This window comes from Streptomyces sp. NBC_00872, assembly GCF_045161915.1.
Lineage (GTDB): Bacteria > Actinomycetota > Actinomycetes > Streptomycetales > Streptomycetaceae > Streptomyces.
Genome location: NZ_CP108806.1, coordinates 5,725,577 through 5,751,184 on the forward strand (window position 1 = coordinate 5,725,577; position 25,608 = coordinate 5,751,184).

Annotated in this window: 16 protein-coding genes and 3 rRNA genes; 13 read left to right on the top strand and 6 right to left on the bottom strand. The window is 67.3% G+C overall.

The features are described 5' to 3' along the window. Positions 1 to 149: 149 nt before the first annotated feature. The 4 genes from manA (at position 150) to OG214_RS24660 (ending at position 5,125) form a co-directional block, all read left to right on the top strand. A complete protein-coding gene (gene manA, locus OG214_RS24645) occupies positions 150 to 1,358 on the top strand; it encodes a mannose-6-phosphate isomerase, class I (RefSeq protein ID WP_405985984.1) in 1,209 nt (402 codons plus the stop codon). Between the two features lie 87 nt (positions 1,359 to 1,445). After that, positions 1,446 to 2,423, top strand: coding sequence for a cation diffusion facilitator family transporter (locus tag OG214_RS24650; protein ID WP_363080235.1), 978 nt, complete (start codon positions 1,446 to 1,448; stop codon positions 2,421 to 2,423). A gap of 333 nt (positions 2,424 to 2,756) precedes the next feature. After that, a complete protein-coding gene (gene ahcY, locus OG214_RS24655; protein ID WP_363080234.1) occupies positions 2,757 to 4,214 on the top strand; it encodes an adenosylhomocysteinase in 1,458 nt (485 codons plus the stop codon). A 296-nt stretch (positions 4,215 to 4,510) separates the two neighbouring features. Further along, positions 4,511 to 5,125 carry a hypothetical protein gene (locus OG214_RS24660; RefSeq protein WP_405985985.1) on the top strand — a complete coding sequence of 205 codons (615 nt, stop codon included), beginning with the start codon at positions 4,511 to 4,513 and terminating at the stop codon, positions 5,123 to 5,125. A gap of 18 nt (positions 5,126 to 5,143) precedes the next feature. Here the strand turns inward: OG214_RS24660 and OG214_RS24665 are convergent, their stop codons facing one another. Then, positions 5,144 to 6,094, bottom strand: coding sequence for an RDD family protein (locus OG214_RS24665; protein ID WP_405985986.1), 951 nt, complete (start codon positions 6,092 to 6,094; stop codon positions 5,144 to 5,146). A gap of 152 nt (positions 6,095 to 6,246) precedes the next feature. On the opposite strand from OG214_RS24665, the gene OG214_RS24670 reads away from it, so the two are divergent. The 4 genes from OG214_RS24670 to rrf all read left to right on the top strand — a co-directional run bounded on the left by OG214_RS24670 (position 6,247) and on the right by rrf (position 12,976). After that, positions 6,247 to 7,248, top strand: coding sequence for a stage II sporulation protein M (locus OG214_RS24670; RefSeq protein ID WP_405987607.1), 1,002 nt, complete (start codon positions 6,247 to 6,249; stop codon positions 7,246 to 7,248). 580 nt (positions 7,249 to 7,828) lie between these two features. Beyond that, a 16S ribosomal RNA gene (locus OG214_RS24675) occupies positions 7,829 to 9,356 on the top strand. A 300-nt stretch (positions 9,357 to 9,656) separates the two neighbouring features. Further along, positions 9,657 to 12,781 (top strand): 23S ribosomal RNA (locus OG214_RS24680). 78 nt (positions 12,782 to 12,859) lie between these two features. Next, positions 12,860 to 12,976, top strand: a 5S ribosomal RNA gene (gene rrf / locus OG214_RS24685). Together the 16S, 23S and 5S rRNA genes form the textbook arrangement of a ribosomal RNA operon. A 136-nt stretch (positions 12,977 to 13,112) precedes the next feature. Here the strand turns inward: rrf and OG214_RS24690 are convergent. From OG214_RS24690 to OG214_RS24710, 5 genes are read right to left on the bottom strand one after another with little or no spacing between them, the layout of a single operon-like run. After that, positions 13,113 to 14,423, bottom strand: a complete 1,311-nt coding sequence (locus OG214_RS24690) for a DUF58 domain-containing protein (RefSeq protein ID WP_405985987.1) — start codon at positions 14,421 to 14,423, stop codon at positions 13,113 to 13,115. Between the two features lie 12 nt (positions 14,424 to 14,435). Next, positions 14,436 to 15,428 (bottom strand): AAA family ATPase, encoded by a 993-nt coding sequence (locus OG214_RS24695; protein WP_405985988.1) that lies wholly within the window; start codon positions 15,426 to 15,428, stop codon positions 14,436 to 14,438. Beyond that, positions 15,425 to 16,648, bottom strand: a complete 1,224-nt coding sequence (locus OG214_RS24700) for a DUF4350 domain-containing protein (protein WP_405985989.1) — start codon at positions 16,646 to 16,648, stop codon at positions 15,425 to 15,427. Before OG214_RS24700 ends, OG214_RS24695 begins: the two co-directional genes overlap by 4 nt. Further along, the gene (locus tag OG214_RS24705) at positions 16,645 to 17,334 is read right to left on the bottom strand and encodes a DUF4129 domain-containing protein (protein WP_405985990.1); all 690 of its coding nucleotides are present in this window, start codon (positions 17,332 to 17,334) and stop codon (positions 16,645 to 16,647) included. The genes OG214_RS24700 and OG214_RS24705 overlap by 4 nt, the downstream gene beginning before the upstream one ends. A 4-nt stretch (positions 17,335 to 17,338) precedes the next feature. Then, on the bottom strand, positions 17,339 to 18,598 hold the full coding sequence (locus OG214_RS24710; protein WP_405985991.1) for a hypothetical protein: 1,260 nt from the start codon (positions 18,596 to 18,598) through the stop codon (positions 17,339 to 17,341). Between the two features lie 194 nt (positions 18,599 to 18,792). On the opposite strand from OG214_RS24710, the gene mtnA reads away from it, so the two are divergent. The 5 genes from mtnA (at position 18,793) to OG214_RS24735 (ending at position 25,498) form a co-directional block, all read left to right on the top strand. Continuing rightward, the gene (mtnA, locus tag OG214_RS24715; protein WP_363081378.1) at positions 18,793 to 19,950 is read left to right on the top strand and encodes an S-methyl-5-thioribose-1-phosphate isomerase; all 1,158 of its coding nucleotides are present in this window, start codon (positions 18,793 to 18,795) and stop codon (positions 19,948 to 19,950) included. 7 nt (positions 19,951 to 19,957) lie between these two features. After that, positions 19,958 to 20,635 (top strand): two-component system response regulator MtrA, encoded by a 678-nt coding sequence (mtrA, locus tag OG214_RS24720; protein ID WP_026245691.1) that lies wholly within the window; start codon positions 19,958 to 19,960, stop codon positions 20,633 to 20,635. Position 20,636: 1 nt separating this feature from the next. Continuing rightward, a complete protein-coding gene (mtrB, locus tag OG214_RS24725; protein WP_405985992.1) occupies positions 20,637 to 22,718 on the top strand; it encodes an MtrAB system histidine kinase MtrB in 2,082 nt (693 codons plus the stop codon). Then, positions 22,708 to 24,561: an LpqB family beta-propeller domain-containing protein gene (locus OG214_RS24730; protein ID WP_363081375.1), complete on the top strand. Its 1,854-nt coding sequence runs from the start codon at positions 22,708 to 22,710 to the stop codon at positions 24,559 to 24,561. Before mtrB ends, OG214_RS24730 begins: the two co-directional genes overlap by 11 nt. Positions 24,562 to 24,775: 214 nt before the next feature. Further along, a complete protein-coding gene (locus OG214_RS24735; protein ID WP_363081374.1) occupies positions 24,776 to 25,498 on the top strand; it encodes a ComF family protein in 723 nt (240 codons plus the stop codon). Positions 25,499 to 25,608: the final 110 nt, after the last annotated feature.

A 25,608-nucleotide genomic window follows, 5' to 3' on the forward strand; every position in this document is an offset into this window, starting at 1 on the left:
GTCACGACACCCGCGCCCTGCACCGCTTCACCCGCACCCTTCGCCGCCACACCCACGCCCTTCATCGTCGTCCCACCCGCGATCGTCGTCCCACCCGCGCCGTCACAGCACGCCCCCGTGCCGTCACCACGTACCAGAAAGCTCACCCCATGGACCGCCTCTCGAATACCGTGCGCCCCTACGCCTGGGGCTCCACGACCCTCATCCCGGAACTGCTCGGCACCGCCCCCACCGGCGAACCCCAGGCCGAGATGTGGATGGGCGCCCACCCCGGGGCCCCGTCGCGCCTCGACCGCGGCTCCGGCGAGCAGGCGCTGTCCGATCTGATCGACGCCGACCCCGAGGCGGAACTCGGCGTGGCCGCGGCGGGCAAGTTCGGCCCCCGGCTGCCGTTCCTTCTCAAGCTCCTCGCGGCCGACTCCCCGCTCTCCCTCCAGGTCCACCCCGACCTCGCCCAGGCGAAGCGGGGTTACGCGGACGAGGAGAGCCGGGGCGTCCCGATCGACGCCCCCTACCGCAACTACAAGGACGCCAACCACAAGCCCGAACTGATCTGCGCCCTCACCCCCTTCGACGGACTCTGCGGCTTCCGCACCCCCGCCGAGGCCGCGGAACTGCTCGCACGGCTGGACGTCGACTCGCTCAAGCCCTATGTCGACATCCTCCACGCCCACCCCGAAGAGGCCGCGCTGCGCGAGGTCCTGACCGCCGTCCTGGGCGCCGATCCCGCCGAGATGGCGATCACCGTCGCCGAGGCCGCCGCGGCGGCCGAGCGTCTCGGCGGTGACTACGCCCCGTATGTGTCGATCGCCCACCACTACCCCGGCGACCCCGGTGTCCTCGCCGCCATGCTGCTCAACTACGTACAGCTCCAGCCGGGCGAGGCCCTCTTCCTCGGCGCGGGCGTTCCGCACGCCTATCTCAACGGCCTCGGCGTCGAGATCATGGCCAACTCGGACAACGTCCTGCGCTGCGGTCTCACCCCCAAGCATGTGGACGTCCCCGAACTGCTGCGGATCGTGCGCTTCGAAGCGACCGAACCCGCGGTGCTGCGCCCGGAGGCGTCCCGCTCGGGCGAGGAGCTGTACGAGACACCCATCGACGAATTCCGCCTGTCCCGCTACTCCTTGGCAGAAGATTCCCCCGCACAGGACTCCTCGGCACAGGACTCGCCCGCACAGGGCGTGGAACCGCGCGACCTCACGGCGGACACCCCCCAGATCCTGCTCTGCACGGCGGGCACACCCCGGGCGAACGGCATCGAACTGACCCCCGGCGCCTCGGTCTTCGTCCCCGCGGGCGAGAAGGCCGAACTGTCCGGTACGGGCACCGTGTTCCGTGCCACTGTGGTGGTCTGATGCACCGCCCGCGCCGACGACTGCAACAATGTCCCGCCGTACCGCGGCGCCAGGGCCGCAGCACCTAGGAAGGGACACCACGCACCCATGAGCGCGTCAGGCGGAACCAAGGCGATCGTGGCGGCACTCGGCGCCAACCTCGCGATCGCGGCAGCCAAGTTCGTGGCGTTCGCGTTCAGCGGTTCGTCGTCGATGCTCGCGGAGGGTGTGCACTCCCTCGCCGACTCCGGCAACCAGGGGCTGCTCCTCCTCGGCGGCAAGAAGGCGCAGCGCGAGGCCACCCCGCAGCACCCCTTCGGCTACGGCCGCGAGCGCTACATCTATGCCTTCCTGGTCTCCATCGTGCTGTTCTCGGTGGGTGGCATGTTCGCCATCTACGAGGGTTACGAGAAGATCAAGCATCCCCATGAGATCGAGGCCTGGTACTGGCCGGTCGGCGTGCTCGTCTTCGCGATCATCGCGGAATCGGTCTCGTTCCGTACGGCCATCAAGGAGTCCAACGCCACCCGGGGCGCTCTCTCCTGGACGGAGTTCGTCCGCCGCGCCAAGGCACCCGAACTCCCCGTGGTGCTCCTGGAGGACCTCGGCGCACTGGTCGGTCTGGTCCTCGCGCTCGGCGGCGTCGGTATCTCCCTCGCCACCGGCGAAGGTGTCTGGGACGGCATCGGCACGCTCTGCATCGGCGTCCTTCTCATCCTGATCGCGCTGGTCCTGGCCGCCGAGACGAAGTCCCTGCTCCTCGGCGAGGCCGCGGGCACGGAGGACGTCGAGAAGATCAAGGCGGCGCTCGTCGACAACGACGTGGTCACCGGCATCATCCACATGCGTACGCTCCACCTCGGCCCCGAGGAACTGCTGGTCGCGGCCAAGATCGCGGTCCAGCACGACGACACCGCCGCGGAGGTGGCCCGCGCGATCGACGCCGCCGAGTCCCGGATCCGTGAGGCGGTCCCGATCGCCCGGGTGATCTACCTGGAGCCGGACATCTACAGCGAGTCGGCCGCCGCCGAGGGCACCAACCCCGGCAGGACACCGGGCGGTCCGACACCGGACGCCGCCCACTGAGACCTGCCACGGAGACCTTCCTTCCACGGGGAGACCTTCCAGGGGCGTGCCCCGACGGGACCGCCTCCGTGGCCGTCCGACCACTCTTTGACTTGATCTCGTCGCCCTCTCTTCCCCGTTCGACTGTGGGCCGCTGGGCCGATCGGTGTAGATTCGTGACCAGTGCCAGACGTCGCTGCTGATGGCGGTCGGGCGGTCCGCCCACGGACCGTCCGAGGGAGAGAGGGCCTCCGACGGACTGTGCCCGCGAGCGCTCGGGCATTCGTATGCCCTTCGCCGTAGAGCCAGCCGTACGCACCCACCCTCGATCCGATTCACGAGGAGCAGCTCGTTATGACGACTGTCGCCAACCGACAGGACTTCAAGGTCGCCGACCTCTCGCTCGCCGAGTTCGGCCGCAAGGAGATCACGCTCGCCGAGCATGAGATGCCCGGCCTGATGTCGATCCGCAAGGAGTACGCGGCGACGAAGCCGCTCGCCGGCGCCCGTGTCACCGGCTCCCTGCACATGACGGTGCAGACCGCGGTCCTCATCGAGACCCTGACCGCCCTCGGCGCCGAGGTCCGCTGGGCGTCCTGCAACATCTTCTCCACCCAGGACCACGCCGCCGCCGCGATCGCGGTCGGCCCCGAGGGCACCCCGGAGAACCCCCAGGGCGTCCCCGTCTTCGCCTGGAAGGGCGAGACGCTCGAGGAGTACTGGTGGTGCACGGAGCAGGCCCTGACCTGGCCGAACACCCCCACCGGCGGCCCGAACATGATCCTGGACGACGGCGGCGACGCCACCCTCCTCGTCCACAAGGGCGTCGAGTTCGAGAAGGCCGGCGAGGCCCCGGACCCGTCGACCGCGGACAGCGAGGAGTACGGCTACATCCTCGGCCTGCTCAACCGCACCCTCACGGAGAACCCGCAGAAGTGGACCCGGCTGGCGTCCGAGATCCGCGGTGTCACCGAGGAGACCACGACCGGTGTGCACCGGCTGTACGAGATGCAGCGTGACGGTGTCCTCCTGTTCCCGGCGATCAACGTCAACGACGCGGTCACCAAGTCGAAGTTCGACAACAAGTACGGCTGCCGCCACTCGCTGATCGACGGCATCAACCGCGCCACCGACGTCCTGATCGGCGGCAAGGTCGCGGTCGTCTTCGGCTACGGCGACGTCGGCAAGGGCTGCGCCGAGTCCCTGCGCGGCCAGGGCGCCCGCGTGATCATCACCGAGATCGACCCGATCTGCGCGCTCCAGGCGGCGATGGACGGCTACCAGGTCTCCACGCTCGACGACGTCGTGGGCATCGCGGACATCTTCGTGACCACGACGGGCAACAAGGACATCATCATGGCCTCGGACATGGCCAAGATGAAGCACCAGGCGATCGTCGGCAACATCGGTCACTTCGACAACGAGATCGACATGGCCGGTCTCGCCAAGATCGAGGGCATCGTCAAGGACGAGGTCAAGCCGCAGGTCCACACCTGGACCTTCCCGGACGGGAAGACGATCATCGTCCTGTCCGAGGGCCGTCTGCTGAACCTGGGCAACGCGACCGGCCACCCGTCGTTCGTGATGTCCAACTCCTTCGCGGACCAGACGCTGGCCCAGATCGAGCTGTTCACGAAGCCGGAGGAGTACCCGACCGACGTGTACGTGCTGCCCAAGCACCTGGACGAGAAGGTCGCCCGCCTCCACCTCGACGCGCTCGGTGTGAAGCTCACGACGCTCCGCCCGGAGCAGGCCGCGTACATCGGTGTCGATGTCGCGGGCCCGTACAAGCCCGACCACTACCGCTACTGATCCGCGACTGACCAGCGGCCACTGCGGCCACTGACCCTCCCGGTCCGGCAGCCCGCCGGGCCGGGGCGGCCGACGGTCCACTGACGCACCTTCAGCGGCAGGTACCCGACCAGATGCGGGTACCGGCGGTACACGGCACACGACAGGCCCCCGCACCCCCGTGACGGGGGCCTGTCCCGTGTGCGCGCGTTCCGTCGTACGGAAGAGCGCGTCATGGCGCGCGCGGAGCGCGCGGCAGAACGTCGGCCGTCGGGAGAACGTCAGTCGCCGAGGACTCGAAGAACCCGGAAGACCCCATGCCCCGCGGCCGTTATTCGCTTCATGATCAGCATGATCACTCCCCTCTCGGTGATGAACACTTCCACTGCGCGCCCGGCCCCTCCGGCTGGCGCTATGTCTCCCAGATCACCACTCCCTCCGGCGACCACGCCGGCTCCGTCGATCTGGCCCTCGACGAACTCGGACGCCCCATCCGTCTGCAACTCCATGCCGCGAGCTGGCAGATCCGCGGCGCCGCCCTCGACGGCGTCACCTGGGTCCGTACCGACCCCACCGGAGTCCATGCCACCGAAGGCAATGTGCGCGCCCACGCCTTCACCGGCACCTCCCCCGCCTTTCTCGTCGCGACAGCGCGACTTCTGCGTCTCACTCCTGGCTCCCCGGCGACCCGCGTCCGCCTCGTCGCCTTCACGGACCCGGTCCTGGCACCCCGTACTGTCGATCAGTCCTGGGCGCTGGTGAACAGTGAAGCGCACGCCACTGACAACGGACCCCTGACCGTGGACGAGTACCAGGTCAACGCACTCGACACCGGTGAGCAGCACACGATTCACCTCGCCGGAGACGTGGTGCTCTCGGCCCCGGGCATCGAACTCGAAGACCTGGAAACCCCGCCCTCGACGATGCCCTGACGCGAGGAGCCTCTCCGCCTACGCGGGTGGGGCGAAGCCGGTACGGCGCGGCGCCCCCTCAGCCCCGGTACCCGGCGCGGAGGGCGGCTCCGGCTTCGGTGCCGGAGCCGGAGCGGCTGCATCCGCCGACGTCGGCGGATGAGTCGGCGGATGGACGGGAGCAACGGGAGCAACGGGAGCGACGTGAGCGACGGCAGGTGAGGCGGGCGCAGGGCCGGGGGAGCCTCCGAAGGCCCGCCGCGCGTCCCGCGCCTGCCGCTCGTGCACCACGGCCGCGAGATAGGCCCCCGCGGGAACCCCCTCCGGCGCCGGCGCTCCCGTACGAGCCGCCAGATCGTCCGCGAGCCGCTCCGCCATGGATCGGCTCACGCCCGCCTCGAGTTGCCCCATCCGTGTGAGGTACTGGCGTATCGCGAGCCACAGCTCATCCGGCACGGCGGAGAGATCCAATTCCACGAAGCGTCCCACGAGCCACGGCGGAGGGGACGGCACCATCGCCATACGCCCGGCCGGCACCCTTTCCCGTACGACGAGGGTTCCCGCGAAGACATCTCCGATCCGCCGCCCCCGCGCCGACACCAGCGAAGCGATACAGGCGATGACCCCGAACGACATCAGGATCTCCACCACGCCCATCGCACCGCGCACCAGCGCGTGCCGGAACCGTATGGGTCCGCCGTCGTCCCGTACGACCCGCAGTCCACAGGCCAGCTTGCCCAGCGAGCGGCCGTGGCTGAGCGTCTCCACCGCGATCGGACCGCCCACCAGAATCAGCAGGAACGAGACGATGGCCAGCGCCGCGATCGCCGCGTCGTCCAGTGAGCCCGTCGCCAGCGCGAGACCGAACGAGACCAGAAGGTAGACGACCCACACCACCACCAGGTCGATCGCCAGTGCCAGCGCCCGGCTCGGCAGCTTCGCCGGGCGCAGCCCCAGTACGACCGCATCGCCCGTCACAAGCTCACTCACCGGTGCTCCCCCTTCGCCGACGGCCGTCCCTGCCCCTGAAGGCACCAGTCTGCCAAGCTGACCGGCAGCGCGTCGCGGCACTGCACTCGCAGGAGTGCGGTACCGCCGGAGTGAGGACCGTACGCACCCAGTGCCTGGAGCAGCAGCCGACCATGGATCTCGATGTCTTCGTGACAGCCCACCGTGCCGAGTGGGACCGCCTGGACCATCTCCTGCACCGCGGTCGCCGCCTCAGCGGTGCCGAGGCCGATGAACTCGTCGCCCTCTATCAGCGCACGGCCACCCATCTCTCGCTGATCCAGTCCACCGCTCCCGACCCGGTGATCACCACGCGGCTCACCCAACTCGTGGCGCGCGCCCGCGCCACCGTCACCCGCCGCGCCACCTGGCGCGACGCCGTGCGCTTCCTGACAGCGGGCTTTCCTGCGGCCGTCTACCGGTCCCGGTACTGGTGGATACCGACCGCGGTTCTCTCGACCCTTCTCGCGGCGGTCATCGGCTGGTGGATCGGGGCCCACCCCGAGATCCAGTCGGCCATAGGCGCCCCTGACGACCTGCGCCAGATGACACGTCCTGGTGGCGAGTACGAGACGTACTACTCCAGCCACCCGGCGGCCTCCTTCGCGGCCCAGGTCTGGACGAACAACGCCCAGGCCGCCGCCATGTGTCTGGTCCTGGGAGCGTTCCTCTGCCTCCCCGTGATCGCGATCCTCTTCGTCAATGTGCTCAATCTCGGGGTCGGGATCGGGCTGATGTCCTCGGCCGGCCGCCTCGACACCTTCCTCGGGCTGATCCTTCCCCATGGTCTGCTCGAACTGACGGCCGTCTTCGTCGCCGCGGGTACGGGTCTGCGCCTCGGCTGGACAGTGATCGATCCCGGGCCGTACAGCCGGCGCACCGCGATTGCCCAGCAAGGCCGCGCCGCACTCGGCATGGCCATAGGCCTCGCCCTGGTTCTGTTCGTGTCGGGCCTGATCGAAGGTTTCGTAACCCCCTCGGGCCTGCCCACATGGGCGCGCATCGCCATCGGCGTAGCGGCTGAACTGCTCTTTCTCGCCTATGTGTACATCCTCGGCGGCCGAGCGGCGCGGGCCGGCGAGACAGGTGATGTCGAGGCCCTGGACCGAAGCGCGGAACTCCCCACCGCCGCCTGATGTGCGGATCATGTCCTTGACCTGTTAGTCTCCTCTTCGCCCCGCCAAGACTGTTGACATGGTCTGGGTGGGGAGGTAGATTTGAACGGTTGCCTCGAAGTTGGACAAGCTTCGAGAGCGGTGGTACATATCTATGCGGCTCCCGACGGAGAACGAACTTCCGTGGAGCCCTCTCGATTCGCCTTCCAGATCATCAAGGTCGATGTGATTCGGCCCCGAATGTTTCTGATAAAGTCGGATCAAGCCGAAAGGCAAAAGACCAATCCAAAGGTCACTGGAATTCACGAGGCGGAAGACGCCGAATGGATCTGGTAAAGTCGGAGACGCAAGACAGCAGGACCGAAGGGAAAGCCCGGAGGAAAGCCCGTGAGGGTGAGTACAAAGGAAGCGTCCGTTCCTTGAGAACTCAACAGCGTGCCAAAAGTCAACGCCAGATATGTTGATACCCCGTCCTTCCGGGACTTGTGTTCCGGTGGGTTCGGGTTCCTTTGAAGTAACACAGCGAGGACGCTGTGAATCACCGGTCTTATTCCGGCTGGTGGTTCCGCTCTCGTGGTGCTGACCCGATTACGGGTAATCATTCACGGAGAGTTTGATCCTGGCTCAGGACGAACGCTGGCGGCGTGCTTAACACATGCAAGTCGAACGATGAAGCCTTTCGGGGTGGATTAGTGGCGAACGGGTGAGTAACACGTGGGCAATCTGCCCTTCACTCTGGGACAAGCCCTGGAAACGGGGTCTAATACCGGATAATACTTTCTCCTGCATGGGAGAGGGTTGAAAGCTCCGGCGGTGAAGGATGAGCCCGCGGCCTATCAGCTTGTTGGTGGGGTGATGGCCTACCAAGGCGACGACGGGTAGCCGGCCTGAGAGGGCGACCGGCCACACTGGGACTGAGACACGGCCCAGACTCCTACGGGAGGCAGCAGTGGGGAATATTGCACAATGGGCGGAAGCCTGATGCAGCGACGCCGCGTGAGGGATGACGGCCTTCGGGTTGTAAACCTCTTTCAGCAGGGAAGAAGCGTGAGTGACGGTACCTGCAGAAGAAGCGCCGGCTAACTACGTGCCAGCAGCCGCGGTAATACGTAGGGCGCAAGCGTTGTCCGGAATTATTGGGCGTAAAGAGCTCGTAGGCGGCTTGTCGCGTCGGATGTGAAAGCCCGGGGCTTAACCCCGGGTCTGCATTCGATACGGGCAGGCTAGAGTGTGGTAGGGGAGATCGGAATTCCTGGTGTAGCGGTGAAATGCGCAGATATCAGGAGGAACACCGGTGGCGAAGGCGGATCTCTGGGCCATTACTGACGCTGAGGAGCGAAAGCGTGGGGAGCGAACAGGATTAGATACCCTGGTAGTCCACGCCGTAAACGTTGGGAACTAGGTGTTGGCGACATTCCACGTCGTCGGTGCCGCAGCTAACGCATTAAGTTCCCCGCCTGGGGAGTACGGCCGCAAGGCTAAAACTCAAAGGAATTGACGGGGGCCCGCACAAGCAGCGGAGCATGTGGCTTAATTCGACGCAACGCGAAGAACCTTACCAAGGCTTGACATACACCGGAAACGGCCAGAGATGGTCGCCCCCTTGTGGTCGGTGTACAGGTGGTGCATGGCTGTCGTCAGCTCGTGTCGTGAGATGTTGGGTTAAGTCCCGCAACGAGCGCAACCCTTGTTCTGTGTTGCCAGCATGCCTTTCGGGGTGATGGGGACTCACAGGAGACTGCCGGGGTCAACTCGGAGGAAGGTGGGGACGACGTCAAGTCATCATGCCCCTTATGTCTTGGGCTGCACACGTGCTACAATGGCCGGTACAATGAGCTGCGATGCCGTGAGGCGGAGCGAATCTCAAAAAGCCGGTCTCAGTTCGGATTGGGGTCTGCAACTCGACCCCATGAAGTCGGAGTTGCTAGTAATCGCAGATCAGCATTGCTGCGGTGAATACGTTCCCGGGCCTTGTACACACCGCCCGTCACGTCACGAAAGTCGGTAACACCCGAAGCCGGTGGCCCAACCCCCTTGTGGGGAGGGAGCTGTCGAAGGTGGGACTGGCGATTGGGACGAAGTCGTAACAAGGTAGCCGTACCGGAAGGTGCGGCTGGATCACCTCCTTTCTAAGGAGCATCTAGACCCTTCGGGGTCGAGAGCCACTTCGTCGGCGCATGTCCGACGGTGGTCAGCTCATGGGTGGAACGTTGACTATTCGGCACAGTCTGTTGGTGAGGGTTGCTAGTACTGCTTCGGCGTGGAACGTGATTCTTGCTGGTGGACTGTGTGGGGCGCGCTGTTGGGTGTCTGAGGGTGCGAGCGTTGCTCGCCCTTCATGTGCCGGTCCCGGTGTACTCGCTCGTGAGAGTGGGGTGGCGGGTGGCTGGTCGTTGTTTGAGAACTGCACAGTGGACGCGAGCATCTGTGGCCAAGTTTTTAAGGGCGCACGGTGGATGCCTTGGTACCAGGAACCGATGAAGGACGTGGGAGGCCGCGATAGGCCCCGGGGAGCTGTCAACCGAGCTTTGATCCGGGGGTGTCCGAATGGGGAAACCCGGCAGTCGTCATGGGCTGTCACCCGCTGCTGAACACATAGGCAGTGTGGAGGGAACGAGGGGAAGTGAAACATCTCAGTACCCTCAGGAAGAGAAAACAACCGTGATTCCGGGAGTAGTGGCGAGCGAAACCGGATGAGGCCAAACCTGTGACGTGTGATACCCGGCAGGGGTTGCGTTTCAGGGGTTGTGGGATCGTACTTCAGCAGTCTGCCGGCTGTTGGGCGAGTCAGAAACCGTATGGGTAGGCGAAGGACATGCGAAAGGTCCGGCGTAGAGGGTAAGACCCCCGTAGCTGAAATCTGTACGGCTCGTTTGTGCGACACCCAAGTAGCACGGGGCCCGAGAAATCCCGTGTGAATCTGGCGGGACCACCCGCTAAGCCTAAATATTCCCTGGTGACCGATAGCGGATAGTACCGTGAGGGAATGGTGAAAAGTACCGCGGGAGCGGAGTGAAATAGTACCTGAAACCGTGTGCCTACAAGCCGTGGGAGCGTCGCCGTGTGTGCTTGCACATACGGTCGTGACTGCGTGCCTTTTGAAGAATGAGCCTGCGAGTTTGCGGTGTGTTGCGAGGTTAACCCGTGTGGGGTAGCCGTAGCGAAAGCGAGTCCGAATAGGGCGATATAGTAGCGCGCTCAAGACCCGAAGCGGAGTGATCTAGCCATGGGCAGGTTGAAGCGGCTGTAAGAGGTCGTGGAGGACCGAACCCACCAGGGTTGAAAACCTGGGGGATGACCTGTGGTTAGGGGTGAAAGGCCAATCAAACTCCGTGATAGCTGGTTCTCCCCGAAATGCATTTAGGTGCAGCGTCGTGTGTTTCTTGCCGGAGGTAGAGCACTGGATAGGCGATGGGCCCTACCGGGTTACTGACCTTAGCCAAACTCCGAATGCCGGTAAGTGAGAGCGCGGCAGTGAGACTGTGGGGGATAAGCTCCATGGTCGAGAGGGAAACAGCCCAGAGCATCGACTAAGGCCCCTAAGCGTACGCTAAGTGGGAAAGGATGTGGAGTCGCAGAGACAACCAGGAGGTTGGCTTAGAAGCAGCCATCCTTGAAAGAGTGCGTAATAGCTCACTGGTCAAGTGATTCCGCGCCGACAATGTAGCGGGGCTCAAGCGTACCGCCGAAGTCGTGTCATTGCAGCATATAGGGCTAACGCCTGTTGTGATGGGTAGGGGAGCGTCGTGTGCCGGGTGAAGCCGCGCCGGAAGGCAGTGGTGGACGGTTCACGAGTGAGAATGCAGGCATGAGTAGCGATACACACGTGGGAAACGTGTGCGCCGATTGACTAAGGGTTCCTGGGTCAAGCTGATCTGCCCAGGGTAAGTCGGGACCTAAGGCGAGGCCGACAGGCGTAGTCGATGGACAACCGGTTGATATTCCGGTACCCGCTTTGAAACGCCCAGTATCGAATCCATTAATGCTAAGGCCGTGAAGCCGCCCTGATCTCTTCGGAGTTGAGGGGAGTGGTGGAGCCGCTGAACCGAGGTGGTAGTAGGTAAGCGATGGGGTGACGCAGGAAGGTAGTCCAGCCCGGGCGGTGGTTGTCCCGGGGTAAGGGTGTAGGGCGTTGTGCAGGTAAATCCGTGCAACATGTGTCTGAGACCTGATGCCGAGCCGATTGTGGTGAAGTGGATGATCCTATGCTGTCGAGAAAAGCCTCTAGCGAGTTTCATGGCGGCCCGTACCCTAAACCGACTCAGGTGGTCTGGTAGAGAATACCGAGGCGTTCGGGTGAACTATGGTTAAGGAACTCGGCAAAATGCCCCCGTAACTTCGGGAGAAGGGGGGCCACACTGGGTGATGGGATTTACTCCTTGAGCTTGGGGTGGCCGCAGAGACCAGCGAGAAGCGACTGTTTACTAAAAACACAGGTCCGTGCGAAGCCGTAAGGCGATGTATACGGACTGACGCCTGCCCGGTGCTGGAACGTTAAGGGGACCGGTTAGTCAATCTTCGGGTTGGCGAGGCTGAGAACTTAAGCGCCAGTAAACGGCGGTGGTAACTATAACCATCCTAAGGTAGCGAAATTCCTTGTCGGGTAAGTTCCGACCTGCACGAATGGCGTAACGACTTCTCGACTGTCTCAACCATAGGCCCGGTGAAATTGCATTACGAGTAAAGATGCTCGTTTCGCGCAGCAGGACGGAAAGACCCCGGGACCTTTACTACAGTTTGATATTGGTGTTCGGTTCGGCTTGTGTAGGATAGGTGGGAGACTTTGAAGCTCATACGCCAGTATGGGTGGAGTCGTCGTTGAAATACCACTCTGGTCGTGCTGGATGTCTAACCTGGGTCCGTGATCCGGATCAGGGACAGTGTCTGATGGGTAGTTTAACTGGGGCGGTTGCCTCCTAAAGGGTAACGGAGGCGCCCAAAGGTTCCCTCAGCCTGGTTGGTAATCAGGTGTTGAGTGTAAGTGCACAAGGGAGCTTGACTGTGAGACCGACGGGTCGAGCAGGGACGAAAGTCGGGACTAGTGATCCGGCGGTGGCTTGTGGAAGCGCCGTCGCTCAACGGATAAAAGGTACCCCGGGGATAACAGGCTGATCTTCCCCAAGAGTCCATATCGACGGGATGGTTTGGCACCTCGATGTCGGCTCGTCGCATCCTGGGGCTGGAGTCGGTCCCAAGGGTTGGGCTGTTCGCCCATTAAAGCGGTACGCGAGCTGGGTTTAGAACGTCGTGAGACAGTTCGGTCCCTATCCGCTGTGCGCGTAGGAGTCTTGAGAAGGGCTGTCCCTAGTACGAGAGGACCGGGACGGACGAACCTCTGGTGTGCCAGTTGTTCTGCCAAGGGCATGGCTGGTTGGCTACGTTCGGGAGGGATAACCGCTGAAAGCATCTAAGCGGGAAGCCTGCTTCGAGATGAGGACTCCCACCCCCTTTGAGGGGTTAAGGCTCCCAGTAGACGACTGGGTTGATAGGCCGGATATGGAAGCCAGGTGACTGGTGGAGTTGACCGGTACTAATAGGCCGAGGGCTTGTCCTCAGTTGCTCGCGTCCACTGTGTTAGTTCTGAGACAATGAACAGCTGTGTGTTATCCGGTTGGTTGTTGTTTTACAGTGTTTCGGTGGTCATGGCGTGAGGGAAACGCCCGGTTACATTCCGAACCCGGAAGCTAAGCCTCACAGCGCCGATGGTACTGCAGGGGGGACCCTGTGGGAGAGTAGGACGCCGCCGAACAATTATTGTGTGAAGTGCCCTGTGCCGGTTATCCGGTACGGGGCATTTCTGCGTTCCGGGACTTTTCAAAGTCCGAAGCGGTAGCCGACCGTTTTCACCGGCTACACGCGATCGGGCTCCTTGTCTCGTACTCGTATCAGAGGCGTCCCGCTGCTTTCAGCGCGAGATACGCATCCGCGAGTGCTGGAGCCAGTTTCTCGGGGGTGGCATCCACAACGGTGACGCCATGCCTCTGCAATTGTTCCGCCGTACGACGTCTTTGGGCCTGTGCCTGAGTGCCGGCGGCGGCCTCGTAGACCGCGTCCACTGTGCCCCGTCGCGTACTCATGTTTTCGATATGCGGATCGGCGACGGAGGCGAGAAGCACCGTGTGGCGTTTGGTGAGCTGTGGGAGGACGGGAAGGAGTCCCTCCTCGATAGGGGCGGCGTCCAGGCTCGTGAGGAGTACGACGAGCGATCTGCGCGGTGCGTTCCGCAGCGTGGCCGCGCTGAGACCGCGGGCATCTGTCTCGACGAGCTCCGGTTCGAGCGGGGCGAGCGCGTTGACCATCGTCGGCAGGACATCACCCGCGGAACGGCCCTGGACTTGTGCGCGTACACGACGGTCGTAGGCGAGGAGGTCCACACGGTCGCCCGCTCGTGAGGCGAGCGCTGTGAGGAGGAGTGTGGCGTCCATGGCCGCGTCGAGGCGGGGGACGTCGCCGACCCGGCCGGCCGATGTGCGGCCGGTGTCGAGGACGACAAGGATGTGCCGGTCACGTTCGGGGCGCCAGGTCCGTACGGCGACGGACGAGCGACGGGCGGTGGCACGCCAGTCGATGGACCGGGTGTCGTCCCCAGGCACGTATTCGCGGAGGCTGTCGAATTCGGTGCCTTCGCCGCGGGTCAGCACGCTGGTGCGGCCATCCAGCTCGCGCAGTCGGGCGAGCCTGGACGGCAGATGCTTGCGGCTGGTGAACGGCGGCAGGACCCGCACCGTCCACGGGACGTCATGGTTGCCTTGGCGGGCCGCCAGGCCCAGGGGGCCGTACGAGCGCACAGTGACGCGTTCCGCACGGCGGTCGCCGCGGCGCGTGGGGCGAAGGGACGTGGTGAGCCGTCGGCGTTCCCCTGCCGGAACGGTCAGCTTGTGCCGGGACGCCGCCTGTTCGGTTCCGGTGAACCAGCTGCTGGGGGGCCAGGCGTCACGCAGATGGGCGCGGAGCCTGCGCCCCGACGGGTTGGTGACGGTGAGATGGACTTCGGCGCTTTCGCCGAGTCGAACAGACGTATCACCACTTCGGGTGAATCGGAGCGTTCGCACTGGTGCGGCCAGGGCGTAGTCGCACAGAATTGCTATCGAGAGCGGTGCGTTGACGGCAAGGATCCCCGCCCAGCCGGGGGCGTAGACGCCGACGGGGAGAGTGCCAAGAGCCGCGAGGAGCGCGGTGCGTCCGGTGAGAGCCACGGGTTCACCGCCTCATCGGGGAACGGGGACATTGGCGAGGATCGCGGTGATGACGGAGTCGGCGGTGACTCCCTCCATCTCGGCCTCGGGCCGCAGTTGGACGCGATGGCGGAGTGTGGGGAGAGCCAGGGCCTTCACGTCGTCCGGGATGACGTAGTCCCGGCCGGTGAGCCAGGCCCAGGCACGGGCGGTGGAGAGCAGGGCAGTGGCGCCTCGCGGGGAGACGCCGAGTGAGAGCGAGGGGGATTCACGCGTGGCACGGCAGATATCGACGACATAGCCCGCGATCTCGGGCGAGACGGATGTCTTGGCGACGGCGTCGCGTGCGGCTTCCAGGTCGGCCGGCCCGGCGACGGGCCGTACCCCCGCGGCCTGGAGATCGCGCGGGTTGAAGCCTGCCGCGTGGCGGGTCAGGACGCTGATCTCGTCGTCGCGGGACGGCAGTGACACGGTCAGTTTGAGAAGGAAGCGGTCGAGCTGGGCCTCGGGGAGCGGATAGGTGCCCTCGTACTCGACCGGGTTCTGAGTGGCGGCGACAAGGAACGGGTCGGGCAGCGGACGCGGAGTGCCGTCGACCGTGACCTGACGTTCCTCCATCGCCTCCAGAAGTGACGACTGGGTCTTGGGCGGCGTGCGGTTGATCTCGTCGGCCAGCAGCAGATTGGTGAAGACAGGGCCGGGCTGGAAGGAGAACTCTGCGGTCCTGGCGTCATACACAAGGGATCCGGTGATGTCGCTCGGCATCAGATCCGGGGTGAACTGGACGCGCTTGGTGTCGAGTTCCAGGGAAGCGGCGAGTGCTCGTACCAGAAGGGTCTTCGCGACGCCGGGCACTCCTTCGAGGAGGACATGGCCGCGGCAGAGAAGGGCGACGACGAGTCCGGTGACGGCGGGGTCCTGGCCGACCACCGCCTTCGCGATCTCGGCGCGCAGGGCTTCCAGGGAGGCGCGGGCGCTGTCCGTGTTCTCGGTGTTCCCGGCGTTCTGCGTGGTCGGAGCACTCATGAGGTGCGTACCTCTCTTTCGAGGGCGTCGAGTTGGTCCGCCAGGCGGACGAGAGCGGCGTCGTCGGCCGGGGCAGGGCCGAAGAGCAGGGTGCGCGGGTCCTGGCCGGTGTCCGCGAGCTGGGAGGCGACGGCCGGGATCAGGGACTCGGGCGAGTGTGCCTCGGCCGCTGGGACGCCGAGGAGGGATGCGAGACGGTCGCGGGACGCCGAGCGCAGGGCTGATGCCGCGTGGTCCCGGGCGTTCGCCTTGCGGTAGAGGCGGGCGCGGCCCTCGGTGGACTCGGAGGCCCGGATGGCGACGGGAAGCCGTTCGGTCACGAGAGGGCCCAGCCTGCGGGCGCGCCAGACGGCGGCGAGCACTGCGGCGAGGAAGAGCTGGAAGGTGCCCCAGAGCCAGCCCGACGGGATCAGATCGAGGAAACCGCTGTCGCCGCCGTCCCCACTGTTGTCGCCGCTGCCCTCGGAGGCAGAGGCATCACTGAGCGAAGGGAGGTACCAGACGAGATGAGGCCGGGAGCCGAGGAGTTGCAGGGCGAGCGAAGCGTTGCCCTGCTGGTCGAGGCGGTCGTTGTAGAGAAGATCGGGAGAACCGAGCAGGACGGTGTCACCGGCATCCGTTTGCGTGTCTGTTCCTGTGGCGGGGATCCTGAGCAAGGCCGGCGCGCCGTCGATCAGGTAGCAGCCGTCCGCGTCGGGCGAGTCGGTGACGTATCGCTCGCCGCCGATGTCGACGGTGCCCGCACGGTCGGCGGCGGGCAGCGAGCAGCGCGGGGATCGTGCGGAGACGGGCGCGGGCGTGCTGGTACGGACACCGGGTGCCAGTATGCCGACCGAGGGCGGGCCGGCGCCGAGGTGGACGGTACGGCCTCCCGAGAGCGCGGTCGTGTCGTGCAGGAGCCACTGCTGGTGAGGTGTCAGCAGATTCGGATCGGTGACAAGGAGAGTGGTGTCAGGGCCGGTTGCGGCCGTGGCCTCGTCCAGTGTGGTGACGACACTGATGGAAACTCCGCTGTTCTTGAGCAGTTCGGCGGCCGCGCGGCTGCCGTACCGGTCGGCGGAGCGGGGATCGAGACGCCCGTGCCGGTCACCCGAGGTGAGTGCGGCCATCACGATCCCGGCCGTCAGCAGGATGGCGAGCGCGAGGAGCAGTCCGCGGGCTCGGGTCCAGATCTGGCCGGTGGTGAGGGAGAGCGACGTGGAGCTGGTCGGGGAGGTCACTCGGCCGTTCCTCCGGATGCGGTGCTCAACTGCGGCTTCGCTCGTTCCAGATCGAGATCGAGTTCCCGCAGACGCAGATATGTCCCCTGGTCGGCGGTGCGGCCTCCGTATGTGACGTCGTCGAACTCGCCCGCGGCGGCGCGGAGTCGGTGGGCGTGGTGGGGGAGCGGGTGCCCGGCCTCGGCGGCGGCTTCGTCGGCGGTACGGCTGGGGCGCGGGTCGAGCAGCGCTCGTTCCTCCAGGGAGCGGACGATGGCGCGCATCCGCTCCTGGACGGCCTCGTTCCAGCGCTCGGCGGCGGCGTGTGCTTCGGCACTGGCGCGGTGTTCCGCGGCGCTGCGCGGTCCGTCCTCGAAGAGCGAGCCGTCCGGGCCGGGAATGCGGCGGGGCGTACCCAGCCGCCACCAGAGGGCGGCGAGCAGGGCCACCACCACCAGGACGACGACGGCGAGGCCGAGCGGACCGCCGGGGGCGGCGCCGGAAGCGGCGTCGAGGAGATCACCGATCCACTCCCAGAGGCGGTTGATCGCGCGCTGGAGAAGGTTCGGGTCGCTCTCGTGGTACATCGGCTTGGACAGTTCGCGCTCCGCCGCTTCTCGGGCGGGGACGCGAGGGGTGTCCACCGGTATGCCGTCGCCCAGGCGTATCAGCGGCCGTGTGGACGTGGCTCCCCCCGTGGTGGACACCGCATCAGCTCCCGGAAGGGCTGTGGCCCGACTGCTCGGGGCCGTAGCCCGGTACGCCCGCGGCCCGCGCCAGTTCGAGGTCGAGGGCTTCGCGGCGGATGCGCTGGTCCACATAGAGGAGGACGGTCACGCCGGCGGAGATCGGATAGGTGATCGTGGTGGCGACCACCGTGCCGATACCGGTGATGATCAGGAAGGGCCAGCCGAGATCCGCGCCGGTGCCGGACATCAGGCCCTCGAGACCCCCGCCGTCCACCGCGGCGGCGACGATGCCGAAGGGCACCGCGAGTACCAGCGTGACGAGGAAGGTCAGCACAAGGGTGAGCAGAAGGATGCCGAAGGTGCGCCACCAGGCGCCTCCCACAAGCTTGGCGGAGCGGCGCAAGGACGGCATCACGCCCCGGCGTTCCAGCATGAGCGCGGGCGAGGCGAGGTTGAAGCGGACCATCAGCCAGATGACGACGGCGAGGCCGGCGCATCCGCCGAGCATGGTGAGCGCGGCACCCGCGACCGATCCCAGCAGCATGCCGGGGAGGACGCCGATCGTCATGACGGCGGTGCTCATCAGGAGCAACAGCAAGGTCAGGCCGAGGAGTTGGGGGAGCCGGGGCCGGGACTCGCGCCAGGCCTCGGAGAGGGTGACGGGGCGTCCCAGCACGGAGCGGCTGATCACCACGGTGAGTATCGAGGTGGTGAAGAGGGTGCCGATCACGGTGAGGACCAGCGACGGCACGAGCGAGACAAGGCTCTGCTGCATCGAGTCGGCGGCTTGCCTGAGGGTTTCCGAGGGGGTGGCGTCGGGGTCGAGGGCCACCGGCTCGGGAAGGAGATAACGCTGGATCAGGATCTCGGCGATCTGGGAGACCACGGCGACGGCGAGGGTGACGCCCAGTACGGTCCGCCAGTGGGCGCGCAGCGTGGAGACGGCGCCGTCCAGGATCTCGCCGACACCGAGCGGGCGCAGCGGGATCACGCCCGGCTTGGCGGCGGGCGGCGGCCCCCAGCCGTAACCGGGGCCGGGGCCTCCGCCGTAGCCCGGTCCTCGGCCCTGGGCGGGCCCGCCCCAGCCCGGTGCCGGCCGCTGCGGCGCGGGTCCGGTGCCGGAGGCGCTCGGCGGGGACCACTGCCCGGCCGGCGGCTGGTCGGTCGACCACTTCGGGGCGGAGCCGGTGTCGTCGGCGGGCGCGGCGGGCCTGGGCACGGTGGTGTCCTGGCCGTCGGACGGGGCGGATCCGGGCGAGGCCCAGCCCGGAGTGTCGTTCACGGTCGTCCACCTCGTGGATTGGTTGCGGGACCGGCTCGGCGAGCCGGCGTTTCGACAGTGCCTGTCCGCGGAGCGGGGTGGCGGGCTGGCAGCCATCGTGCCACGCGTCGGCTTCGGGCGGGCCGGGGGCCGTATCTCCTTATCGCGTCCGTGCTTGCCTTCATTGTCCGTGCCGTAGCGGGCAGACTGAGCGGATGGTTGATCAGTACGCACAAACCCCGGTCGGCGTGGAGCCGTCCATGCTCCCCTCGATTCGCTGGGACGAGCCGCCGGAAGGGCCCGTGCTGGTGCTCCTCGACCAGACGAGACTTCCGGTCGAGGAGGCCGAGCTGGTCTGTACGGATGTGCCCGCCCTCGTACGGGCGATCCGGACGCTGGCGGTGCGGGGGGCGCCGTTGCTGGGTATCGCGGGCGCCTACGGTGTGGCACTGGCCGCGCGGCGGGGCTATGACGTGGAGGACGCGGCGACACAGCTCGCGCAGGCGCGGCCCACCGCGGTGAACCTCGGATACGGAGTGCGGAGGGCGCGGGACGCGTACCGCTCGGCGGCCGCGAGCGGGGCCGGTCTTGAGCAGGCCGCCGAGGCCGCGCTCGCCGAGGCGAGGCTGCTGCACCGGGAGGATGCCGAGGCCAGCGCGCAGATGGCCGAGTTTGGGCTTACGCTCCTCGATGAACTGCTGCCGGGTGGCGGCCACCGGATCCTGACCCACTGCAACACCGGGGCGCTTGTCTCGGGCGGGGAGGGCACCGCGTTCGCCGTGGCACTGTCGGCCCACCGGGCCGGGCGGCTGCGGCGCCTGTGGGTGGACGAGACCCGTCCGCTTCTCCAGGGGGCCCGGCTGACGGCGTATGAGGCGGCTCGCAACGGGATGGCGTACACATTGCTCACGGACAACGCGGCTGGTTCGCTGTTCGCGGCGGGGGAGGTGGACGCCGTTCTGATCGGGGCCGACCGGATCGCCGCGGACGGCTCGGTGGCGAACAAGGTGGGGAGTTATCCGCTCGCCGTATTGGCCAAGTACCACCATGTGCCGTTCGTCGTGGTCGCCCCCACCACGACGATCGACCTCGACACCCCCGACGGGGCGTCGATCGAGGTGGAGCAGCGGTCGGGACAGGAAGTGACAGAGGTCACGGCGCCGCAGACCGCGGTGGCGGGAGTGGAGGCGGGGAGTGGGATGCCGGTGGCGCCGCTGGGAACGCAGGCGTACAACCCGGCTTTCGACATCACGCCCCCGGAACTGGTGACGGCGATTGTCACCGAAAAAGGCGCGCTGTCCCCGGTGACCGGGGCTGGAATCGCGGAGCTGTGTGTCAGGTCACGCCAAGGTAACGATGAGCTAATGGGATGATGTCGATATGAAGGGACGTGTCCTTGTCGTCGATGACGACACCGCACTGGCCGAGATGCTCGGGATTGTGCTGCGTGGTGAGGGTTTCGAGCCGTCGTTTGTAGCGGACGGTGACAAGGCACTCGCCGCTTTCCGCGAGACCAAGCCGGATCTGGTGCTGCTGGATCTCATGCTGCCCGGCCGGGACGGTATCGAGGTGTGCCGGCTCATCAGGGCCGAGTCCGGGGTTCCGATCGTCATGCTGACGGCCAAGAGCGACACGGTCGATGTGGTGGTGGGTCTGGAGTCGGGGGCCGATGACTACATCGTCAAGCCGTTCAAGCCCAAGGAGCTGGTGGCCCGTATCAGGGCGCGGCTGCGCAGGTCCGAGGAGCCGGCGCCGGAGCAGTTGGCGATAGGCGATCTTGTCATCGATGTGGCGGGTCACTCCGTGAAGCGGGAAGGGCAGTCGATCGCCCTGACCCCGCTGGAGTTCGATCTGCTGGTCGCGCTGGCACGCAAGCCGTGGCAGGTGTTCACGCGTGAGGTGCTCCTGGAGCAGGTGTGGGGCTACCGGCACGCGGCGGACACCCGGCTGGTCAATGTGCATGTCCAGCGGTTGCGCTCCAAGGTCGAGAAGGACCCGGAGCGTCCCGAGATCGTGGTGACCGTCCGCGGTGTCGGCTACAAGGCAGGACCGAGCTGACATGTCCGGCGGCAGCGCTGCTCCGAAGCCCGGGGAGCCGGGAGTCCGTGCGGGGCGGGCTGCCGGCCCGGGACGGGTGTTCTCACGGTTCGGCCGGCTCTTCCAGAGCGGCCGGCTGCTCCAGGACGGCTCGCCGGGCGGACCGGTGCTGCGGCTGCTGGTGCGCTGGGTGAGGCGGCCGCTGCTGCCCGCGGTACGGCTGTACCGGCGCAATATCCAGCTCCGGGTGGTCGCGACCACGCTGCTGATGTCGCTCGGGGTGGTGCTGCTGCTCGGTTTCGTCGTCATCGGCCAGGTGCGCAACGGTCTGCTCGAGGCCAAGGAGAAGGCGGCCCAGAGCCAGGCGGCGGGCGGGTTCACCGTGGCCAAGGAGAAGGCCGACGCACCGGCCGCGCCCGGTGGCCGGGACGGTGACACGAGCGGCAAGTCGGGCAGGAACTCCGTCAACTGGCGCTCCGACCTGGTCGAACAGCTCGCCAGCGGTGGCCCGGGTGCCTTCAATGTGGTGGCGCTGAGTCCCGAAGCGCAGGATGTGGCCTCCACCAACCGCGCGCCCCGGGTCTCGGGCGGGGTGGATTTCGCCAGCGTTCCCGCGGATCTGCGGTCCGCGGTGGCGCGGGGGACCGGACCGTTCGAGACGTACGCGCAGATCAGATACACCGGCGCCACCGAGGACCGGGAGCCGGAGCCGGGGCTGGTCGTCGGCAAGCGGCTGAACGACGTCGACGGCAACGCGTACGAGTTGTACTACCTCTTCCCGCTGACCCAGGAGGAGCAGTCGCTCAATCTGGTCAAGGGCACGCTCGCCACGGCGGGGCTCTTCGTGGTCGTGCTGCTCGGAGCCATCGCCTGGCTGGTGGTGCGGCAGGTCGTCACGCCCGTACGGATGGCCGCGGGTATCGCCGAGCGGCTCTCCACCGGCCGTCTCCAGGAGCGGATGAAGGTCACGGGCGAGGACGACATCGCACGGCTCGGCGAGGCGTTCAACAAGATGGCGCAGAACCTCCAGCTCAAGATCCAGCAACTGGAGGAGCTGTCCAGGATGCAGCGCCGGTTCGTCTCCGACGTCTCGCACGAACTGCGCACCCCTCTGACGACCGTGCGGATGGCCGCCGATGTCATCCATGAGGCGCGCGGCGACTTCGACCCGGTGACGGCGCGCTCGGCCGAGCTGCTCGGCGACCAGCTCGACCGCTTCGAGTCGCTGCTGTCGGATCTGCTGGAGATCAGCCGCTTCGACGCGGGCGCGGCGGCGCTGGAGGCCGAGCCGATAGATCTGCGGGTGGTCGTACGGCGGGTGATCGGCGGGGCCGAGCCGCTGGCGCAGGCGAAGGGCAGCAGGATCCGTGTTCTCGGGGACGAGCAGCCGGTCGTCGCCGAGGCCGATGCCCGCCGTGTGGAGCGGGTGCTGCGCAATCTGGTCGTCAACGCCGTCGAGCACGGCGAGGGGCGGGATGTGATCGTACGGATGGGGGTCGCGGGCGGAGCCGTCGCGGTCGCCGTGCGTGACTACGGTGTGGGACTCAAGCCCGGCGAGGCGACCCGGGTGTTCAACCGCTTCTGGCGGGCCGATCCGGCGCGCGCCCGCACCACCGGGGGCACCGGCCTCGGGCTGTCGATCGCCGTCGAGGACGCGCGGCTGCACGGCGGCTGGCTCCAGGCGTGGGGCGAGCCCGGCGGCGGCTCTCAGTTCCGGCTGACACTGCCCCGTACGGCGGACGAGGCGCTGCGCGGATCGCCCATACCGCTGGAGCCCGAGGACTCCCGGAGCAACCGGGAGCGCATAGGGGCCCACGATCTCAAGGAGAGCGCGCACCGGCTGTCGAGCGTGCCCGCCCAGCAGCGCGTGGACCGCACCGCGCTGCCCGCGGCGCCGGGCGTGCCGGCGCCGCCCTTGCCCGCCGCGGCGGTGGACCCGGCGGCGATGCCGGGCAGCGGCGCGCGGGTGGTGGCGCGCCCCGCGGAGGAACCGCTTGCGGGCGATGGGCAGGGGCCTGGTGCCGGGGGTGGGCAGGGCCCGGGTGAGTCCGGTGGTCCCGCCGAGCAGATTCCGGAACGGGAGGACACGATTCGTGGGCGCTGACCGCCGTCGGTACGGCCTGGGACGGGCGGTGAGCGCGCCGGTCCTGCTGGCGGCCGTCGCCGCGCTGCTGGCCGGGTGCGCGTCGATCCCGGACAGCGGGGATGTGGAGCCGGTGAAGGCATCGCCGCCGGGTGAGTCGCAGGTGCGGGTGTACGCCGTGCCGCCCCGCGAGAAGGCGGGGCCCGATGAGATCGTCGACGGCTTCCTGGAGGCCATGACCAGTGACGATCCCGACTTCGCGATGGCCAGGAAGTATCTGACGAAAGAGGCGTCCAGGGACTGGAAGCCGGGGGAGGGCACGACCGTACTGCGCGCCGCGCCCGATCCCGCTCCGGTCAAGGAGCCGCCCGCCGGCTCCGGTGACCCCGGTCGCACCTATCCGCTGTACGGGGACCGGATCGCCGATGTGGACGCCGCGCATGTCTACCAGCCGATCGAGCCGACGCCGTACAACGGAACGATCCATCTGGTGCAGGAGACGACCGGTGCGGACACCAACGAGTGGCGCATCGACAGCCTGCCGCCGGGGCTGGTGCTCGGCGAGTCGGACTTCCAGCGCAACTACCGCTCCATGAACAAGTACTACTTCGCATCGGGGGAGAACTGGCTGGTCGCGGACCCGGTCTACATCCGTCAGCGAATAGACCCCACGACGCGGATGGATCCGGTCACCCAGGCGGTGAAGGTGCTGCTCGACGGACCGACGCACTGGTTGAAGCCCGTGGTCGACTCGCCCTTCCCGGCCGGTACGGCCCTTCAGAAGGGCACCAGATCACTGGAGTTCGACGACCGGAACGCGCTGAAGGTGCCGCTGAACGAGAAGGCGTCCAAGGCGGGGCGCAGCCAGTGCCGCAAGATGGCCGCGCAATTGCTCTTCACGCTGCGGGACCTGACCTCCACCCCGGTCAGCCAGGTCGAGTTGCTGGCGGACGGCTCCTCGCTCTGTGTGCTCAGCGGGGACCAGGCCGAGGAGTTCGCGCCCGACCGCACCACCGGGCAGCCCGACAACCCGTACTTCGTCGACAGCGGCGGGCGGTTGTCGACGCTTCACATCGGCAGTGACGAGAGCGTCGACCCGGTGCGGGTCCTCGGGCCGTTCGGCAAGGACGGGCCGAAGCTCGGCTCGGTTGCGGTGGCGCGTGACGAGAAGCACGCGGCGGGCGTCTCGGAGGACGCCAAGTCGCTCCATGTGGCCTCCATACTCTCGGACGGCGAGTTGGGCGACCCGCTCGTGGAGAGCAAGGGCGCACGCCCGCAGGACCGGCTGTCCGCGCCGAGTTGGGACGGACACGGGGATCTGTGGATCGCCGACCGGGATCCCGGGCAACCGCGTCTGCTGCGGTTCGCGGACGGCACCGGCGCGCCGCGGCAGGTCACGGTCGACGGGCTGGGCGGCGCGCGTATCGAGGCGCTGCGCGTCTCGGCGGACGGTGTACGGATCGCGCTGCTGCTGGCCGAGGACGGGCGGATCACCTTGCGGATCGGACGGGTGGAGCGGGACGGCTCCGGGGCCGAGTCCGAGGTGTCCGTGAGGGGACTCCAGCCGGTCGCCCCGCAGATGGAGTCGGTGACGGCGGTGTCCTGGGCGGGCCCCAGCCGGCTGGTGGTGGTCGGCAAGGAGTCCGGCGGTGTGGAGCAGGTGCGCTACATCCAGACCGACGGGTCGACCTCGGCGGCGGGCGTGCTGCCGGGACTCTCCCCGGTGACGGCGATCGCGGCGGCCGACGACGACCGGCAGCCGCTGGTGGCCGATACCCAGGACGCGGGGATCGTGGGGCTGCCCATGGGGGCGAACTGGCAGACGATGGTCGAGGAGGGCTCGTCGCCGGTCTATCCCGGCTGACCACGCCACGCCCACGCGTCCGGCGGCGCCTGTCCGCGGCCGATCCGCGGCGGCGGAGTACCGGCGGCGGGGGCGGTCGCGTACCTCCACGTCGGCGTGTCCGTACGGGCGGTGACCGCCTCGGCGGGAGCGGGGCACCCCGGCCCTGAGCTTTACCGGAACCAGTCATCCACAGGGGTGGCCGGGGGCTTCCGTCATTGGCACAGTGGGTCCCATGCGGGGGTGGTGGCGCGAGATCACCGGCCTGGTGCTGCCGGTCGCCTGTGGCGGATGCGGCAGTCCCAGGACGCCGCTGTGCGAGGAGTGCGGCCGCGCCCTGTACGGGACGTGGCCCTGCCGGGTGCGGCCGGTTCCCGAGCCGACGGGACTGCCGGTGGTGCACGCGGCGGCGCCGTACGAGGACGCCGTACGGGCCGTTCTCCTGGCGCACAAGGAGCGGGGCGCGCTCGGGCTGGCCGCGCCGTTGGGCCGAGCCCTGGCGGGGGCCGTGCGGGCCGCCGCGCCGTCCGGTACGGGGGTGGGACCGCTGCTGCTCGTGCCGATGCCGTCCGCGCGCCGCGCGGTCGGAGCGCGCGGACATGACGCGACCCGCCGGATGGCGCTGGCCGCCGCGGGTGAGCTGAGACGCGCGGGCCGGCCGTGCCGGGTGCTGCCGGTGCTGCGGCAGCGACGCGCGGTGGCCGACCAGGCGGGTCTCGACGCCCGCCGCAGACGGGTGAATCTCTCGGGGGCGCTGGAAGTGGCCGGCGGGGGCGCGCGACTGCTGGCCGGCGGCCGGGTGGTGCTGGTGGACGATCTCATGACAACCGGTTCTTCGCTCGTCGAGGCGGCGAGGGCACTGCGTGCCGCAATGGGGTCCGGCATTCCGGGATACGTACAGGTGAGCGCGGCAGTTGTGGCCGCTCCGCCCCTGTCCTTCGAAATAAACCGGAACTGATCGGGATCTTGCATCGTTGCTGGTAAACGGGGAAGAAAAAGACCTGAACAGAGGTACATGCCGGTAGCGGGTGCCGACACCCGTCCGGGAGGGCTATGTTCGGTTATGAG